The organism is Paenibacillus sp. Y859 (assembly GCF_056786405.1).
On record NZ_JBXCIZ010000007.1, the window covers coordinates 104024 to 123649 of the forward strand.

At 42.7% G+C, this 19626-nt stretch carries 13 protein-coding genes; all 13 read left to right on the forward strand.

Annotation, left to right across the window (positions count from 1 at the left end):
• The first annotated feature begins 111 nt into the window (after positions 1–111).
• The 13 genes from AC1TO8_RS15670 to AC1TO8_RS15730 all read left to right on the forward strand — a co-directional run bounded on the left by AC1TO8_RS15670 (position 112) and on the right by AC1TO8_RS15730 (position 19537).
• A complete protein-coding gene (locus AC1TO8_RS15670) occupies positions 112–453 on the forward strand; it encodes a hypothetical protein (RefSeq protein WP_482056559.1) in 342 nt (113 codons plus the stop codon).
• Positions 454–941: 488 nt separating this feature from the next.
• Complete coding sequence (locus tag AC1TO8_RS15675; RefSeq protein ID WP_482056560.1) at positions 942–3734, forward strand: S-layer homology domain-containing protein; 2793 nt, start codon at positions 942–944, stop codon at positions 3732–3734.
• Positions 3735–3873: 139 nt separating this feature from the next.
• Positions 3874–4404: a hypothetical protein gene (locus AC1TO8_RS15680; protein WP_482056561.1), complete on the forward strand. Its 531-nt coding sequence runs from the start codon at positions 3874–3876 to the stop codon at positions 4402–4404.
• A gap of 108 nt (positions 4405–4512) precedes the next feature.
• Positions 4513–4785, forward strand: coding sequence for an alpha/beta-type small acid-soluble spore protein (locus tag AC1TO8_RS15685; protein WP_482056562.1), 273 nt, complete (start codon positions 4513–4515; stop codon positions 4783–4785).
• A gap of 195 nt (positions 4786–4980) precedes the next feature.
• A complete protein-coding gene (gene metK, locus AC1TO8_RS15690) occupies positions 4981–6183 on the forward strand; it encodes a methionine adenosyltransferase (RefSeq protein ID WP_482056563.1) in 1203 nt (400 codons plus the stop codon).
• 174 nt (positions 6184–6357) lie between these two features.
• Entirely contained in the window at positions 6358–10062 is a 3705-nt protein-coding gene (locus AC1TO8_RS15695; protein ID WP_482056564.1) for an S-layer homology domain-containing protein, read from the forward strand.
• A gap of 368 nt (positions 10063–10430) precedes the next feature.
• Entirely contained in the window at positions 10431–13148 is a 2718-nt protein-coding gene (locus AC1TO8_RS15700) for a stalk domain-containing protein (protein WP_482056565.1), read from the forward strand.
• Between the two features lie 57 nt (positions 13149–13205).
• Positions 13206–14360: a sensor histidine kinase gene (locus AC1TO8_RS15705; RefSeq protein WP_482056566.1), complete on the forward strand. Its 1155-nt coding sequence runs from the start codon at positions 13206–13208 to the stop codon at positions 14358–14360.
• Positions 14361–14364: 4 nt separating this feature from the next.
• Complete coding sequence (locus AC1TO8_RS15710; RefSeq protein ID WP_482056567.1) at positions 14365–15090, forward strand: response regulator; 726 nt, start codon at positions 14365–14367, stop codon at positions 15088–15090.
• A 170-nt stretch (positions 15091–15260) separates the two neighbouring features.
• The gene (locus AC1TO8_RS15715; protein WP_482056568.1) at positions 15261–15695 is read left to right on the forward strand and encodes a hypothetical protein; all 435 of its coding nucleotides are present in this window, start codon (positions 15261–15263) and stop codon (positions 15693–15695) included.
• A gap of 160 nt (positions 15696–15855) precedes the next feature.
• Complete coding sequence (locus AC1TO8_RS15720; protein WP_482056569.1) at positions 15856–17868, forward strand: ATP-dependent helicase ComFA; 2013 nt, start codon at positions 15856–15858, stop codon at positions 17866–17868.
• A 304-nt stretch (positions 17869–18172) separates the two neighbouring features.
• Positions 18173–18976, forward strand: coding sequence for a ComF family protein (locus AC1TO8_RS15725; protein WP_482056570.1), 804 nt, complete (start codon positions 18173–18175; stop codon positions 18974–18976).
• Positions 18977–19126: 150 nt separating this feature from the next.
• The gene (locus tag AC1TO8_RS15730; RefSeq protein ID WP_482056571.1) at positions 19127–19537 is read left to right on the forward strand and encodes a TIGR03826 family flagellar region protein; all 411 of its coding nucleotides are present in this window, start codon (positions 19127–19129) and stop codon (positions 19535–19537) included.
• Positions 19538–19626: the final 89 nt, after the last annotated feature.

The window sequence follows — 19626 nt, forward strand, 5'->3', positions numbered from 1 at the left end:
CAGGAGTCTCCTGTCAACTACTCTTTTTCCATGAACTATATTTTGTAATTTACGGATCTATGCGATACAATGTTTTAGAACACAACTTTTACTAGAGGGTGAACGTTACTAATGAAACCAATCTATTCAAAAGCTCAGATGGATTATATGAAGGCAAAGACGGTATTTGAGAATAGAGCTAGTGTGATGGAGAAGAAAATTGAAGCAACTCGTAAGACGACAGAGGTTACCCAGGAAGTGATGGAAGGGCTCGTTCTTGAGACAGGCTTCCATGATGCTTACAATGAATTGAAGACAGCAGAGAATAATCTCATCGCATGGTCACATGTTACAATTAAGCATGATAAAACTTATCGTGAGAATAAGCAATCAATAGAAAGAATGTATGCAAGCCTCAGCAGTAGTCTTGAGACGAGAGCGCAGATTATTCAATTGTCGATGAAAATCCGGTAACAAATTTGTAATAGTTAATATGGAAGAACAGCGTGAAAAGGACGCCGAAGGGCGTCTTTTTCTTGTCTATATAGTTAGAATAAGGTTTTCTAGTTATTAAATCATACGCTTACTGTTAATTTAGTAACAAAAATGATTTTTTTTTTAAAAAGGTGCAACTTTTTAGAAACTCATGCGTCTAAGAGTTATAAGGATTCAGCAAGGGGAGTCATCCAATTGTGTCCGGATAAAGAAAATTATCTATGTTTTAGAAAATTTAGCTTTACGGCAACTTGGACCCAATGTATAATACTTATTGTAGGATTGGATGCTAGTCTATATTTGCGGATTTCTGTTTACCAGTTTCTGTGATACCCGTCACAGACATCATTTATATTTACTTGCTCAACTCGAGAAAGGGGGTGCAACAACAAATGAGTAATACGAGCCCACTCTATGAAAATAAAAATAATAATGTTATGTATTCCCAAGGAGGAGACAAAAAGGTTATGAAGAAAATTTTATCAGTAGCACTATCTACAGCAATGGCATTCTCAATGTTTGCATCTGTAGCGTTCGGAGACGAACTAACAACTCAACAGAAGTATGATGCATTGAAAACAAAAGGTATTTTCAACGGTTATGTAGACGGTACTGCAGGTCTTGACAATGACATGACTCGCGCTGAATTCGCGAAGGTTATTGCTAAGGTAGCAGGATTGGCTGAAGAATTACCTGAAGTTCTTTCTTATAAAGACGAGAACTACAACGAGAAGCACTGGGCTGCTCCATTCATCGAAGCAGTAACAGCAGCTGGAATTATGCAAGGTCAAGATTTGACTAAGCAATTGTTCGCTCCTAAAGCTAACGTAACTGTTCAAGAATTGGCAATTGTGTTGACTAACGCATTGGATCTTAAAGTTCCAGCAACTGCAGACAACAGTGCATCTTGGGAAAAGGAAAAAGTTCAAGCAGCAATCGACGCTGGACTCCTTGACAAAGGTCTTAACTTCCAAGCAAATGCAAAACGTTCATTGTTAGTAGATGCAGCTTTTGCAGCTGAAGCGCTATTGAACCCTGTAATTACTGATGCAACTAAAGTTGCAAGCGTATCTGCAAGCAACCTGAAAGAAGTTGTTATAACTTTTGACGGTACTGTTGACACTGATACTGCTGAAGATGAAGCTAACTACTCTTTGAAATCAGGTAAAGCAGTTAAATCAGCTTCATTATCTGAAGACAAGAAGACAGTTACTCTTACATTGAGCGGCGTTCTTGCTAATAACAAAGCAGACTTCTTGAATCTCTCTAATGTTAAAGCTGGAAATAACGTACTTAGTGAAAAGGAATATCAATTCAGTACTTCTGACAACGTACTTCCAGAAGTTACTTCCGTTAAATCATTAGGAACTAAATCAGTTAAAGTTGTATTCAGTGAGCCGGTAGTATTGCCAGTGCAAGCTAGCTTCGAACTAGATGGTAAAGCTTACTTCGGTAAGATCACTGATCCAACATCTAGAACAGTTATCTTGACTCCATATAACACATCTGCTCTTTCAGTAGGAGATCATAAGCTTGTTATTGGAGGAGTTTATGACTTCGCAGGATTCAGATCACTAACTAGCACTCATGATATTACAGTAGTTGAAGATAAAGATGCTCCTACAATTACTGAAGCGACAGCAACTTTGGAAACTGTAACTGTAACTTTCTCTGAAGAAGTTGATCCTGATACAATCAGTGCTTCCAACGTTTACTGGAAGTCTGGAGATAGCAAGAAGACAGCTGACACATTCACTGTAGTAGCTGACGATAAAGTTAAATTCTTCTTTACTAAAGCTAACTCCTTACCAACAGGTGCCCTTCCGATTCATGTTGAAGGTGTGAAAGACTACAGCGGCAACAAACTTGCTGATGGAACTACTGTTGTTGTAACTCCTGAAATCGACCAAACTCGTCCAGTAGTGAAAAAGGTAGTAGCTGAAGATGATAAAACAATCAAAGTTACTTACTCTAAATCAGTACTTAAGGATTCTGCAGAATCTAGAGGAAACTACACTATCAAGAATAAAGATGGTGATGTAATTTCTGTTAAGAGTGCAGAATTAGGTTCGAATAACGTTGTAACTCTTGAGTTGTACACTGCATTGTCCACTGGCGATAACACAGTAACAATCAAGAATGTAAAAGATGCAACAAGACTTGAAAACACTATGCTTGATTATAGCGGCAAAGTGAATCTTGCTGACGTATCTGCTCCGGTAATTGATTCTACATTGTTCAATGCGAATACTGGTACTCTAATCATTGGTTTTGATAAGAAAATGGATCCTGCTTCATTGCAAGATCTTGCGAACTATCATGTTCAATATGGTGATGATACTAATAAGAATCGCAGAACATTAACTAGTTCAGTAGCTGACATTACAGTGTTTAATGATAGCAACGCTGTTGCCATTAAATTTGCTGAAGACGTAGAATTCGGTACTCGTGATACAGATAATAAACCTGTTACTACTTCGAAGCAAATCTCAGCTTTGTATGTAGGTGGTTTGAAAGATGAAGCTGGCAACCTGTTGAAAGAATTCACTCTACAAGATGGTGAAAAGATTGATTTGACTGAGAATCATTCATTGAAACTAGGTAAATTTGATGATAAACTCAGCGATGATGCTGCTGCCTTGGTAGGAAAGAACCAAATTAATGTGAAGTTAACTGCTGGTGTATCTACAGCTCCTGCTTCAGCATTCACTGTTTACAACACTGTTACTAAAGAAACATATGCTGTTAATAGTGTTGACTATAATGGAACTTCTACAGTGAAGTTGAACTTCAAGGATACTGTATTGAGCACAACTTACAGTGATAACCTCACTGTTAAAGTAGACTTTAGTAAGTTGACAACTTTAGCTGGGAATGGGTCTGGTATTTCAATCGCTACAAAAGTTCTAGACAAAGTAGCTCCAACATTCAAAGGTGACAACTTATCTGTTGATGGTGAAGTATTGACTGCTATCTTCAGTGAAGAAATCGCCTTGGATAAAAATGCTAATCTTGTATTGCTTGCTAAAGACTTTGAAATTACTCGTTATTATGACGGTAAGAAGTTAGTTGCAGGTAACCAATTTACAGTTTCTCTAGTAGGAACTAACGGCATCGAAATTAGACTTGATGATGATAGAGAGAATGCAACTGAGTACACAGTGAAGTTCTTGGGTTCTAAGTACCTTACAGATACTTCCGTTGCTAAGAACGAAGTAGCTGCATTTACTAAAGACACTGATGGTGTAGTAAAAAAGTAGTATTGTAAAACATCTTAAATGATTTAGTTAGATAAAGTAACAGGGAGCCGAATAATGGCTTCCTGTTATTTTTATAAGTATGGATCACAGATTTGAAAGTGCTTGTGATCGATACGAGTATACATAAGGAGGAGATATCATGAAACCTGTATGGAAAGTAACTACAGTTGTTACATTGCTTTGTGGCGGAGTATGGCTAGGCTCCCTACTCAACACCACAGCTAGCGGTGCTGGCGCTACGGGTCAACCCGGCACATCCGATGATCCTGTCGTTACCAAGAGCTACGTAGATCAACAGATCCAAAAAGCGTTAGGTGGTGGGAGTACAACGACGACACCTACACCAGCACCTACAGTACCAACGAATCCAACTAATAATGGTGCTGCGAGCACAAGCAACGCTGTTGTTATCGTTGATGTGAGACCAGGTGAGAAGCTCATTGCTGAAGCAGGAGCTGAATTTATTGTTCGTAATGGTAAAGCGGTCATCTATAGTCAAGATGCTAATGGTGTAGCAGATTTGACTGACGGTATAGATATTGTAAATGGACAAGCGGTTATTACGAATCATCTATTATCATTCCCAAGAGATGGGCGCGGTATTACGGTTCAAGATGGGCAGAAATTCGGTCTAGTTGTTATGGTACGCGGTGGATATAGCATTCAATAATACTTATCCCTTATTATTGCCAGTAGTAGCAATCTTTTATACGTGTAATCTGAATCAGCATGCTAATAATACTCTTGTAGGATCATCATACAGGAGGTGCTTATTATAATGGCAAGGAACAATCGGACAGTAGTACCGGCAAGTCGTCAGATGATTGATCAGATGAAATATGAGATTGCAGCGGAGTTCGGACTACAGGTAGGTGGATTTGGTGGACTGGCTGGAATGGATGCTGAATTCGCTTCTGATCTCGGAGAGGTTGGAGGATATACGAATCGTGGACGGACAAGCTGGGGTCACCTCACCTCAAGGGAGAATGGCTCCGTGGGTGGGGAAATTACAAAACGGTTGATACGCCAAGCTGAACAGACCTTATCGTAACAAGAGTCCACAATGTCAATTAATCCTTAGCAGTTCAAGGATATATCATGATCACCAGCTGACTTTTTGGACTTCCTTTATAATAGAGAAACGTTTGACACGATTTCGCAAATAAGTTAATATGACGAATAAGGATTGTACTGCAACCTTTTCCAATTGGGAAAGGTTCATTTTTTGCTTATAGGAGGTTAATTCATGTCAATTAAAGGACGTCATTTGTTTACATCAGAGTCCGTTACAGAAGGACATCCAGATAAAATCTGTGATCAGATTTCAGATGCGGTATTAGATGCTTTCTTAGAGAATGATCCTAATGCACGCGTTGCTTGTGAAGTAGCTGTGGCAACAGGATTGGTGCTTGTTATTGGAGAGATTAGTACAAGCTCTGAATATGTCGACATTCCAGCTATCGTTCGAAATACAATCAAAGAGATTGGTTATACCAATGCTAAATATGGTTTCGATTATAATACAAGTGCTGTACTAACTTCATTGAATGAGCAATCGGCTGATATTGCCCAAGGGGTGAATGCTGCATTAGAGAATCGTGATCTTGATCAGATGCATAAGGAAACGGCAGATATTGGGGCCGGAGATCAAGGGCTTATGTTCGGTTTCGCATCGAATGAGACACCTGAACTGATGCCTCTTCCGATTGCCTTAGCACATCGTATTGCACGTCGCTTAGCAGCGGTGCGTAAAGATGGTACGTTAGCGTATTTGCGCCCAGATGGTAAGACGCAAGTTACGATTGAATATATGGATGATAAGCCAGTACGTGTTGACACGATCGTTGTATCTACGCAACATGCGGAAGAGATTACGTTGGAGCAGATCCAAGCGGATATTAGAGAGCATGTCATTCTTCCTGTTGTTCCTGCGGAGTTGCTTGATGGGGATACGAAATATTTCATTAACCCTACTGGACGTTTCGTTATTGGCGGTCCTCAAGGAGATGCGGGTCTAACTGGACGTAAGATCATTGTCGATACATACGGTGGTTATGCGCGTCATGGCGGCGGAGCGTTCTCTGGTAAGGATCCTACGAAGGTAGACCGTTCAGCGGCTTACGCGGCGCGTTATGTAGCTAAGAACCTAGTAGCTGCGGGTCTGGCAGATAAGTTGGAGATTCAATTGGCTTACGCGATTGGTGTAGCTACACCGGTATCTATTAATGTAGATACTTACGGCACTGGTAAAGTGAGTGAAGAGAAATTGGTTGCGCTCATTCAAGAGAACTTCGATCTTCGCCCAGCTGGCATTATTCAAATGCTTGATTTGCGTCGTCCGATCTATAAACAGACGGCAGCTTACGGACACTTCGGTCGTACGGATCTAGATGTTCCTTGGGAACAAGTGGATAAGGCGGAGACTTTGAAGGCACAAGCAGGAATGTAAAGATTATTGCCCTTATTATTAGTACAATTCAAGTCGCTGGATCGTTCAGCGGCTTTTTGGTGCGCAGAGAAATCGTTCGATTCAATGAAATAATGTCACTGCTCTAAACTTGTAAGCACTTGAAACCGAAAATATAGATACAAGTGTATTCAAAGAGGGGAGTTTATAATCGTAATGAAGAAGAAGATTTCAATTTGGATTGCTTTAATAATGACATTGGAAATATTGGTACCTAGTCTAGGATTAGGAACTTCAATAAGTGTTCAAGCTGCAGGTCAACCAGTGATCACGAGTACAGATCCTGCTGCGATCTCGCAATATACACCTACGATTGGCGCAACTGGAGTAGAGCCTAACCAGGCAATGCTTCAGCTACTGTTCAATAAAGAGGTGTTCTTAGCTGACGGTATGATACATATACACCAGGTAGCAGACAATCAAGAGGTCGAGAAGCTATCCGTTCAATCGGGAAGCTCTACTACGATTTCTTTGAGTCCTGCCCGTCAGGATCTCATTAACATCCAGACTTCGCAACTCGCTCCATCAACAACTTATTATGTGTTAATCGATTCGGGAACACTAGTAGATGTGGATGGTACAGCTTTTGCTGGTATAACTGACACTACGCAATGGGTATTTACTACGAAGGGAAGTCCGGGTGTCTTGACTCAGACAATCCCCGCGGATGGGGAAACGTCAGTTCCCATAAACAGCCCAATTCAACTTATATTTAATCAGACGGTTAATAAAGGCAGTGGGAATATAACGATTCGATCCGCTGGAAGTTCATCGATTGAATCGAATATCCCAGTAATCTCACCGAGAGTTACGGGGGAGGGTACGAATACGATTGTTATTAAACCGGACATCACATTCCAGAATAATAAACAATATACAGTAACGGTGCCGGTAGGTGCCTTTCTTGATAATGCCGGTAATTTAGTACCACAGAATGAAATGAGCTGGTCGTTCACTGCTATTGGGGATTCATCTGCATTGCGGGAGACCGCCGTATCACCAGCGAATGGCAGTTCAGCCGTACCACTGAGCATAGATTTGGTTCTAACCCTTAATCGCCCCGTGAAAGCGGCTAATGGGTCCGATCAAGCAGTAATCAGACTGTACAACGCAACAAGCGGGCAATCTTTCAACGTCAATGTAGCAGTAGATGCCAATAACCCTTCACAGGTCCGTTCAGTGAATAAGGTGACGTTGGATCAGAACAGTTCATATTATGTAGTTGTGGATAGTGGCGTGTTTATAGATAGAGTAAATGCAGGTATCGTCTATGGGGGTCTGAATGGCAACTCCAATTGGAAATTTAGGACGAGCTCTAGCGACACGGTGGCTCCCGTTCTCCAGACCGCTCTAATGCATAATGCAACAACCATTCGACTGACATATAATGAGACGTTGAATTATTCGAATTATTTGTACTCATCAAACTTTGCTGTGACCGTTAATGATGAGAATAGAAAAGTTAGTCAAGTATATACATCAGGTGAAAGTGTATATGTTGTATTAGAGATTGGGGTTTCCGTTGGACAAAATGTCAAAATATCTTACACTGGGGGCAACTCCGGAATTATAGATAGCGCCCTTAATCCGGCAGCTAGCTTCGGGCTGAGAGAGGTGACGAATGGGATCGATTCTGCGCTACCGAAGCCTCGTGAGGGTACGGCTTATGGAACAACAGTATCTCTTTATTTCAATGAGACGTTGAAGTCGCCGTCAACGAGTGCTTATCAACAGTTCACTGTAATGGCAGATGGTTCTTCTCTAGGCGTTCGTAGTATGTATCAGAGTGGTTCATCGCTAGTATTAACTTTGAATAAGAGCATTAGTAATGGGGATGTCGTTCAAGTATCCTATAGCCCTGGGTCATATCCAATTCAGGACTACAGAGGCATGAATATGTCTGCATTTAGTGATTTCTTTGTCCGGAATCAGAATGATACCAAAGCCCCAATCTTTATGGGAGCGGAAGGGTCTGGTAGTAAGGTTATCTTGAAATATAATGAAGCTCTGAAATCAGATAACTTACCGATGAAGAGTCAATTCTCAGTATTGGTGAATAAAACAGCTGTCTATGTAACGGCAATGGCTGTGAATGTTAACCATGTAGAACTAACGTTGGCATCTCCTATAACTGTAACCCAAGAGGCTACTGTTTCTTATGTACCAGGTGTTGGAAGCCAACGTATAACTGATTTAAATGGAAATAGTGCAGGCTACCTCAATCTTGAGCCCGTTGGTGTAAGTACCAGTACGCTCAACGCTGATGTGAAGTCGGCTTCGATTAAGGGAGATATATTAACACTTCAATTCCACAGTAGTCTGACAAGTTCACTAAGTTCAAACGCATTAAACGCATTGTTTACCGTAAGAGTGGACAACAATGCGCGTTCTATACTATCTACCAATGTGAGTGGGAATACGGTGACTCTTCAATTGATGTCTCCTGCATCACTCGGCCAGAAAGTACAAGTATCTTATAGTTCAATGAGTACTGCGCTTAAGGACAGTCAAGGGAATAATATTCCGTCTTTCCTTAATCTAGATGTGCAGAATTCAGCGAGCAGTGGTGTCTTTACTCCTAGTAATCTGGGAACGTTAAATGAGGGTGAATTCGGTAGAATGATGTATGTACTCGATACCAGTGCTGCAACTATTAGTGAAGGTAAATCCAAATATAATCAAAGCGTTAAAAAGTATAAGGTAGATTCGATAAAATTAAAGGCTGCCTATGATTATGTGGCGACGGCCAATGCAACTAGCAAAACGATTGTATTTGAGGTTCCTACTACCGAGAGAGCAGCCTATGTGGGAGTTCCTGTCCAATCACTTCAAGATGGATCTCTCTCGGATCCAACAGCACAGTTCGCAGTCAGATTAGGAGATAGTATCGTTACTATTCCATTACGAAGCCTGAATACTAGTCAAATCGCGAGGGATCTTACATCAGCTACTTCGACGGCAATGATATGGATCCAGATCGAGAAAGTCCCGATTAGTGCTGTGTCTGTAATGAATAATCTAATTAGTGAAGTTGGAGCAAACATGATTGTAGACACGTATGACTTTTATGTATCTGCGGAAAATACGGCTTCTGGAAGATCTATTCCTGTACATGTTTCAAGTGAATACTTGATACGTACAGCTAAGTCAGTACCTGAGAGTACATCAGCACTCGTGTACTTTGATAAATCGACTGCTCAGATCTCATTTGTACCGACCAAGATCGAGAAATGGAATGGGGGTACTATTTTACATGCGATGGTGAAAGACAATTATATGGTAACCGGAGTAACGGCTAGCAAGTTCTACGGTGATGTCGGTAATCATTGGGCGAAGGGCGAAATCAATGAACTTCTAGCCAAATATATTGTGGATGGAAGAACCGCCACCACCTTTGAACCGAATAGCAACATTACTCGTGGCGAATTTGCAGTATTTATTGCCAAAGCTTTAGGATTGTCAGGAAATTCTCAGGCAGCAGAACGGTTCCGTGACGTTCAGTCAACATCAATTACAGGTGCGTACATTGGAGCAGCTACTAAAGCGGGTATTATTGCCGGGAATACGGACGGAACGTTTAAACCTAACAATAATATCACTCGAGAGCAATTGGCGATCATGATGGTACGAGCGATGGATTATGCGGAGTATAAGACTACCAACACAAGTACGGCTACAGCAACACTGTCTAAATTTAAGGATGTTGGTAAAATCCAATCACAGGAGCCTGTTTCAAGAGCCGTTAAGGAAGGAATTATTCAAGGAGTGTCGCTAACAACATTCCAACCGCAAGGGAATGCAACACGTGCCCAAGCTGCGGTGATGTTGAAGAGACTATTGAGTATAATAGGGTATCTATAATAGGATTCTAGAAAGACATATAACGATAACCTCTTCGGATCTGGAGAGGTTATCGTTTTTTGTATGTTATACTTTATGTAAGTTGAACAGCAGACGATTATTTGAGAACTTAAAAGAATAAAATGATGAAGTTTAGAATGAACTGTTCAACCTCTGAAGCTGTCGCTTTAGGGGGAATTTAATATGAAATTGGTGGGAAAGTCGGTTATATTGCATAGAATTGTAAAATCTAGAATAAATAATGTCGATTTCGTAACTTTTATTCAAAAACCAAGTCTAATAGTATATACGCTAAATATATAGTCTATCATTTTTACAGAAATGTAAGATTGTGCGAACAAGATAGCAGATGGGAGATTACATAAATAATGAAGAGAGATTTACAACAAATGCAAAAAAGAGTGGTTAACGCTACAGGTAAGAAGTGGGTTATTGTTACAATGGCGGGTTTATTATGGATCGGCCCCGTTGTTGGTAGTGGATTTCCAATATATAGTTCATTCCAAGGATCAGTTGTTAATGCTGCTTCGCAATCGGTTACTAAGATCGGAGAAGACATCATTACTTCTGGAGCTATTCTATACAAATATAAGTTTACTACGACTCGTTCTGGTAAGCAGGTGACTACGCTCGCTGACGTCATTCGTGTGGATCTACACAATTCTAATGTGAAAATGGATGTCATGAATGGTGTGGGTGGTCAGTTTACGACTAGACAAAGCACTCTAGCCATGGCCAAAGAGAATGGTGCTGTAGCTGCGGTGAATGGGGATTATTACATTACAAGTGGGCTAGGGGCGCAATGGGCACCATTAGGCGGTCAGATTACAGATGGTGTGTTGCTGGCTACACCAGCAGATTTGAAAGGTATGTATTCTTTTACAGTGTCCAAAGACGGTAAACCCATGATTGATGAATATGAATTCAAAGGTTCCGTAACAGCAGATAATGGACAAACATTCCCTTTATCAGGTGTGAATAAGACAGCCTACTATCCAGAAGGAACAGGCACAAATTATAGTCATGTTAATAAAATGTATATGTATACAAGTAGTTGGAAGTCATTGGATCGTCCTGTTGATAGTTCATCAACGGCTACGGAAGTTCTTGTACAGAATGGAATCGTAACAGATATATCTTATAAATCGCCATTGCTAATACCTGTACCAGAAGATGGCTACATTCTTCGTGCGCATGGAACGGCTGCCGAATTCACTAACACCAATTTAGTCGTAGGGCAGGCAGTGAATGTGAGTTCCTCACTTCTATCGGAAACGACAGGCCAAGAGGTCGACCCTACGAGTCTACAAATGATGATTGGTGGACATACCCTTCTGGTGAATGGCGGCAAGGCATCTGGTTTCACAAGAGATGTTGCAACTATTGGTGGCTACCGTGCTCGTACCGCCTTGGGTTATTCGCAAGATGGACGATATGCCTATATCGTAACAGCGGAGGATAACAGCAACAGTTCAGGAATGTCGCTATCCGAGCTACAGGCTTTCATGGTGAAGATAGGTGTGTGGAAAGGGATGAATCTGGATGGTGGTGGTTCTACTACGATGGTAACCCGCCCTTTAGCTGAGAATAACGCGACACTAACATTTAATACGGAATATGGCACCGTGCAGCGTAGTATTGTGAATGCCCTCGGTGTATTCAGTACGGCTCCACAAGGTCAATTGAAAGGATTTAAGATTAGTGGCAGCTCATCACTCTTGATTGGTCAAGAAGCTGCTTATGCTCTAAAAGCCTATGATACCTACTATAATCCGATGGATCTCACACAGATTACTCCTACCTGGAAGTCTAGTAATGGTAATGTGAAAGTCAGTGGTGGTAAGATCATAGGTGTACAACCCGGAACAACGACGATTACGGCGATAAGCGGTGATGTGAAAACAAGTATGGAGGTAAGCGTTCTTGGGGCAGATGAACTCACGAGTCTGACCACGGCTAATGCAACAGCGCCTCTGAGCGCAGGAACAACCGTATCAATTCCTATAACGGCAATTACAAAGAATGGACAAAGTATACAAATCTCTGCTAGTGCATTGAAATGGGAATTTGTTGGATTCAAAGGGAATGTACAAGGTGACAATTTGACGGTGACTTCCGTAAATGCAAACGCGAAGGTCGGTTATGCGATTGGTCGATATAATGGATTTAGTACCGTGATTGTGCTCTCGGAAGCTGCGAATAGCATGTGGGAAGATTTCGAGAATACGAGTTATCCTATTCAATTTACCAGTAATGTGGCTGAGGTGATGGGATCTGCAAACATTACGCAAGGAAGTGGAGATCGCTCGAATTCCAAAGTACTAAGTCTTCAATATGATATGACCCAGGGAACTGGTAAAATGTACGCTTATGCACAAATAAATGGTACGACGGGTAAAGCTATTTCGGCTCCTGCAACATCGATGTCAGTGGATGTTCAAGGGGATAACAGTTTGAATTGGCTTCGTGCTGAGCTTATAGATAAGACGGGTAAGACGGTTTATGTTGATCTAGCCGAGGTGATTGATTGGGAAGGATGGAAGAATCTGAACATCGATCTGAGCGGATTGAATATTCAATACCCAGCACAGTTGAAGCGGTTATATGTCGTTAATGTAGGAGAAGGACAGGATGAACGTGCGTTGAGCGGTTCGGTTGCTTTTGACAATATTCAATTTACAATACCTTCATTATCCAGTGAGGCACTTCTCCCTAAAGGAACAGCAACGATGGTTATTGGACAGAAATCGATGACTGTTAATGGCGAGAAGATAGCGATGGATGTTGCACCAATAATGCAGAGTAATACGACGTATGTGCCGATTCGTTTCGTACTAGATGCAGCTGGAGGAAGTGCGAATTGGGACGCTGCTAATCAGCGTATTACGGTACTACGTGGAGGTAAATTATTAGATCTTACAGTGAACAAGAAGGAATTTATACTCAATGGAAAAAGGTTTACAGCGGCAGTAGCGCCGTTCACTACGCAAGGTAGAACGCTAGTGCCATTACGTCTAGTATCTGAACAACTGGGGTTAATTGTGAATTGGGATCAGAATACGAAGACGATCACCATCGAATCGTAATTATGCTATAATATGGAATAGTTAATAACGGTAAAGTTGGAATGGGGTAGAGCTGAAGTGGGTTTTCAAGCAGAGGCTATTGATCAGGTTATTAAGAATGCGATTGATGCAGTTGAGAATAGTAAATATCAAATATTCGAGATTATGGAAAGTGCTCGTAATGAGTTGAATACGATGAAGAGTGAGTTGGAGTACGTGGTGAAGGAAACTCAGGTGACTTTAGAAAAAGTAGACCAGCTTGAGTTAAGTTATCGGCGATCTCGTATTCGTCTGACGGAAGTCAGTCGTGACTTTGTTCGCTTTAAGGAAGAGGATATTAGACAGGCCTATGAGAAGGCAACGCGGCTCCAACTCGATCTAATCATATATCGTGAAAAAGAGATGTATCTCAAAGCCAGACGTGATGAGTTAAAGCAGAGAATTCGGAACGTAGAGAGTTCAGTAACACGTGCGGAGAGTATTGGATCGCAAATGAGTGTGGTAAAGGAGTATTTGTCTGGTGAAATAAGCCAAGTTGGTCGTTTCATCGAGAATGCTAAGAGTCGTCAGCTCATAGGACTGAAGATTATTCTTGCTCAAGAAGAAGAACGTAAACGAATTGCCCGTGAAATCCACGATGGGCCTGCTCAATTACTAGCCAATCTAGTTCTAAGAACTGAAATTGTTGAAAGAATGTTAAAGAAGCAGGAATTTAAGATGGTGGGAGACGAAATAGTAGATTTTAAGGGACAAGTACGAGCTAGTCTTGAAGAAATGCGCAAAGTGATCTTTAATTTAAGACCGATGGCTCTAGATGATTTGGGTCTGATCCCTACACTCCGTAAATTCATTTATGATTTCGAAGAGAAAACAAAAATTCGAACTTTACTTGAAATGAGAGGGAACGAACGGAGACTCACCTCAGCAATGGAAGCGGCTATTTATCGTCTTGTGCAGGAAGCGCTCACGAATGTAGCTAAGCATTCTGGATCTTCATATGTGGTTGTAGAATTGACATTTCAGGCGCAAATCGTGAAGATAGCTGTACAGGATAATGGATGTGGGTTTCAACCCGAACTATTGGAACAAAAGAAAAATGAACATTTCGGTATAGTAGGCATGCGTGAACGGGCAGAACTCCTTGAGGGTAGGATGGAGATCGAATCTCAACTAAAAGAAGGGACGAAAATCACCATTCATATCCCTACTAATGTAGATAAGAGAAAGGAGTGACGAAATGACAAATAGAGGTTCTGGAAAAGAAACCATTAAAGTACTCTTGGTTGATGATCATCAATTGTTTCGTGAAGGTCTGAAACGGATCTTGAATATGGAGGAAGATATGGAGGTCATCGGAGAATGTAGTGACGGTGTCCACGTACTAGAATTCTGTAATGAGATTCAACCCGACGTTGTGCTCATGGATATTAATATGCCTGAGCAGAATGGTGTGGAAGCAACCGAGAAGCTTCGAGAGATATTCCCCAATATTAGGGTTATCATTTTGTCTATACATGATGATGAGAGCTATGTGTTTGAGACGTTGCGCAAAGGCGCCAATGGATATTTACTGAAAGATATGGAGGCGGAGTCCCTCATTAATGCGATTCGTTCGGTGCATCAGGGTCATGCCTTTATCCATCCTAAAGTAACGGGGAAGCTTATTCAGCAGTTGCGTCGAATGACCTTCGTTAATGAAGCTGGTGCAATGAATCAGAAGTCTACCATGGAAGAAGCTGGAGTTAAGTTTGTGGGCGGAGAAGATAATCCACTCACTCGCCGTGAAGCAGAAGTGTTACGTCTTATGGCTGAGGGTAAGAGTAATAAGTTGATTGCTGAACATCTCTTTATTAGTGAGAAGACAGTGAAGAACCATGTCAGTAGTGTCTTGCAGAAGATGGAAGTTGATGATCGCACGCAAGCAGTTATTAATGCTATTAAATATGGTTGGGTAAGGCTGTAGCCGGTAAATGTAACCCGTTACTCGTTACTGGCAACAAGACACCCGAGCTTGATGCAGACCCAAGCCGCAGTAAGACCGGGATAGTTGCATAAGGGCGCAGAGTGAGTATATCTTGTCACCTAGCCTTCTGTATCAGCATATATTGTTGGTAAAGAAGGAGGTGAGGCTCCGTGATCATCCAATGTATTTGGATTGCTATCATTTACGGATTAGCGATAGCCGTCGTTCATGGCGTACATGCGACAACCGATAAAGATAGTAGCAATCGACGGAAGGGATATGATAATCAGTTCATATTTATTACTTCTAATCATGAGAATCATGTAGAATGGTATGTGCGTGCACTTTGGTTGTTTTCTTATTTTAGAAATCAGGAAGTGCGCATTCTTATCGTGGATCATGCATCAAGTGATGAAACGGTGCGAATGATTCGCAGAATGAGTGAGTACTCAGGATCTAATCTATCGGTAAGGGTCTGTGCAAGGGTAGATGAAGATGTACTCAGTAGCTATGACTATATATCACAAGAAGAGTTAGAAGGATCAACAGTAATCGATTTAAGAATACCGCATGAGGCCGGACGTATACCTTATGTGCAAGGCTAGTAAGGCTAGTAAATGGTGTTGTCTGAAGACGGGTAGCAATCGTATAGGTGATAAGGTGTGAAGCACACTCTCCAAGATCGGGATTCCGGGAGAATGTGCCTTTTTTGCGTTCAGTCATCCTGTAAAGTTTAATGCAATAAATTAGAGAGGGTGTGGAAAAATGAAGGTAGCTGTGTATGCGATTCGCAATGCTGAGAGCTGGAGGATGAGGATTTCTCTCGATGTGAGAGTGGACTTTGCGTGGTGGAGACGAGCAGCGAGAGGCTCATCAAGTAGGATGGTACTTCTGGCGGAGGGAATTCCTTTGGGATGGGGGATGAAGCTTGAACAGATGGAGTTACGTGATAAAGGGATGGATGCTTGGACTATTGCTCAGTGGCAACAGGTTATCAGCGATGTTCTTGAAGAGGAACTTCAAGAAGTGGCGTCTAAGTCTTCGTCACTCGTACAATATTTCTGTGAAGATTCAATGTCGAAAGTGCACGCAGTGCCTGAAACGGAAGGATTACAGCAAGATGGGCTGGTGCAGGAAGTGTTCCGAGAGGCGGAAGTGCTGTCAGAAGTGCTGGCAGAAGTGCTGGCAGAAGTGCTCCGAGGGCGCTCTCTGCTAAAGTCCGAAGTGGACGCACTTCTAGCGGAAGCGGCCCCAACCATGGCTGGAGCCTGGTTCACAGCCGCTCAGCTGGCCTATCTCCAGGGCCAGCTCACCTTCGGTGCAGGCGTAGCGCCTGCTGCCGTGCCTCGTAGCGGCGCATCGTGGCTGCAGCGCCGCCGTAAGATCCTCCGCTGCCATCGCTGTGGCAGCGTTGCCCTTGGCCGCACGGCATGCGCCTCGTGCGGCAGCGCGGCGTGCGCCTATTGCGAGGCCTGCCTCGCTATGGGGCGCAGCCGCGCTTGTGCGCTGCTGCTCCGCGGAGCAGCGCATCCGGCCGTGCGGGGCACGGCCGGGGGTTCCCCCACCGAGGCCATGGGCCGGTGGGGGCTTAGTGCAGCGCAAAGCGCAGCCGCAGGCGCGGCGTTGCAGTTCCTAGCGAAGCCTCCCGGAGGGGGCGGAGCGGGGGGGCATATGGTCCCTTCGATCCCTTCACCTTCGATTCCCACATCGAACACAGGAGCTATGCTCCCTATGCAATCTTTGTCTTCACTTTCGGCTCCGGTAATGCCAGAGCGCTTTCTCCTCTGGGCGGTTACGGGGGCGGGCAAGACTGAAATGATATTCCCCTTGCTGCATGCCGTACTGCAGGCTGGAGGGCGAGTGCTTGTCGCCACACCGCGGAGGGATGTCGTGTTGGAGCTTGCACCAAGATTAGCTAGAGCTTTTCCAGATGAGACGGTGGTTACCTTGTATGGGGGCAGTGAGGAACGCTGGAGACCGGGGATGTTGACGTTAGCCACAACGCATCAATTAATGCGCTTCTACCAGGCATTTGATCTCGTCATTATTGATGAGATTGATGCATTCCCATATCATAATGATCCCATGTTGGCCTATGCAGCACAGAATGCTTGCAAACCCGAGGGCAAGTTCGTGTACCTGTCGGCGACACCCCCACGTCAATTACAGAGAGAAGCAGCTTCCGGCAAACTTTCTCACGCCAAAGTACCTGTGAGATTTCATGGACATCCCCTGCCCGTCCCTACTCGACTCGATATGAAATCTGTAGTGCAATGTCTTAGTCAGCAGCGAATTCCAGACAAGCTTCTTCGTAACTTGGGACAATCCATTCAGCGAGGTGCGCAGTGTTTCATATTCGTCTCGCGGATTCGCCATATTGAGCCGTTGGTGATGCTATTTCGTCGTTATTTACCAGGTACTTACATAGAAGGCACTTCATCTGTAGACCCACAACGAGCGGAGAAGGTATTAGCCTTTAGGGATACTAAGATTAGGTTGCTGATTACAACAACTATTCTAGAAAGGGGAGTAACTGTGCCGCGAAGTGATGTATTTATTCTCGATGCGGATAGCGGTCTTTTTGATGAAGCCTCGCTAATACAGATGGCTGGGCGGGCTGGAAGGTCCAAAGATGATCCAGCAGGTAGAGTATTCCTAGCCTCCCCCGCATGGACAAGATCGCAGAAGAGAGCTATTTCTCAGATCAAAGGAATGAACCGTATCGCGCAGAAGGGTGGGTATTTAACTAACCATCTCAAGAAGAGACAAGCGCCATAGCTATAGTGCCGTAGTTGTAGAAAAGATACTTAATTTAGGAAGAAAAGGCCGGAAGAGAGAAGTAGTTGCATAAAGATCAGTTAAAAGTAGGGTTACGGTGAAAAGTAGGGGTTTTGGAGTAATTAGATACACGTTGTGCAACTAAAAGTAGCTCCTGCGCAGATTGGCTCAATTTAGATACACGTTATGCAACTAAAAGTAGCTCCAGAGCAAATTAGCTCAGTTTAGATACACGATATGCAACTATTGGTGCTGGTAGTTGTTAGTTGGTAATTGATAGCTATGATTTGGAGAGGAGAGCAATATGACCTGGAAAAGTATATTAGATCCTATACATCGCTTACTTGCTCCCGCAGTGGCGGGTTGTCTCACGTGTGGAAGAATGAGTAATAGATCGACTCATGTTCATGGAATATGTCCAGATTGTTACAGGGTGATCCCATGGATTAGGCAACCACGTTGCGCTATTTGCGGTCGGCATATCGGTTGTCCGGATTGTACGCGTACGAATGGATATGAACGTTTCTTCGAGTGTAATCGGAGCGTGGTAGCGTATAACCCCATGATGCGTGAGTGGCTTGGACAGTATAAGTATAGGGGGAATGAAAGATATAGCGCGCTACTCGTAATGATGCTGGGTAAGGGTTACGTTAGCATGCGAAATGAACACAGACAGACCAAGGGAGCCTCACCATGGACCATAGATGTCATCACCTGCGTTCCTGTCAGTATAATTAGGCTAGAGGAACGAGGGTTTAATCAAGCTGAGGTGTTAGCTGTAGGATTGGCAGAACTTATACGGCTTCCTTTTGCCAGATTGCTTATAAGGGAACGACATACCGATAAACAGAGCTTTAAGAGTCGGAGTGATCGTATTCGCGACATGCAGAATGCTTTTAGTGGTGATCCGGATATGATTAGTACGGTCTATAACATTCTTCAGGCACGTCAAAGATCATTAAGTAATGCTCCGTTACGCATTCTTGTGGTCGATGATGTCTACACGACCGGAAGTACTATTAATGCTTGTGCCGGTGTATTGTGGGGAGCGGGGGAATTCATCGGACATCCTGTCGAGGTCTACAGCTTAACGTGGGCACGATCTTGATATTTCTAGAACGAATTATCAAGCCAAGTGTGACAAGGGTTGGTAATTCGTCATACTTAAAAGATAGACGGATTATGCTTATATACGTTAATCTATGTATACTAGATTGTAAGGTTATATGAAATATATGGAACGGGGGAGTAAGAAGCTATGAATCTTGGGAATTGTCCGCGATGTGGCAAGCTTTTTGCAATGAATTTTAGAGATATTTGTCCGGATTGTGCGAAGGGAATCGAAGATGAATATCATTTGTGTTCTGATTATTTAAGGGAACATAGAGGATCTACGATAACTGAACTGTCAGAGGCGACAGAAGTGACTATACGACAGATTACCAAATTCATACGAGAAGGACGTATCTCCGTTATTGATGCTCCAAATCTTAGCTATCCATGTGAAGTATGTGGGACTAACTTTATTCAAGAAGGTAATATGTGCCCCTCTTGTAGAACGCGTTTAACCAAGGAATTAGATCAATCTATTAAGAATGAGCAGTCTAGAAAAGACGGTAATAGTAGCGCTAAACGTGTATATAGTGCGATTGATAAATACAATAAATAGTTAATTACGCTGTCAGCTATTAAATATGTTCCAATGGAGACCGATAAACTTATTAAAGATTATCGGCTTTTTTTATAAACAGTGAGGTG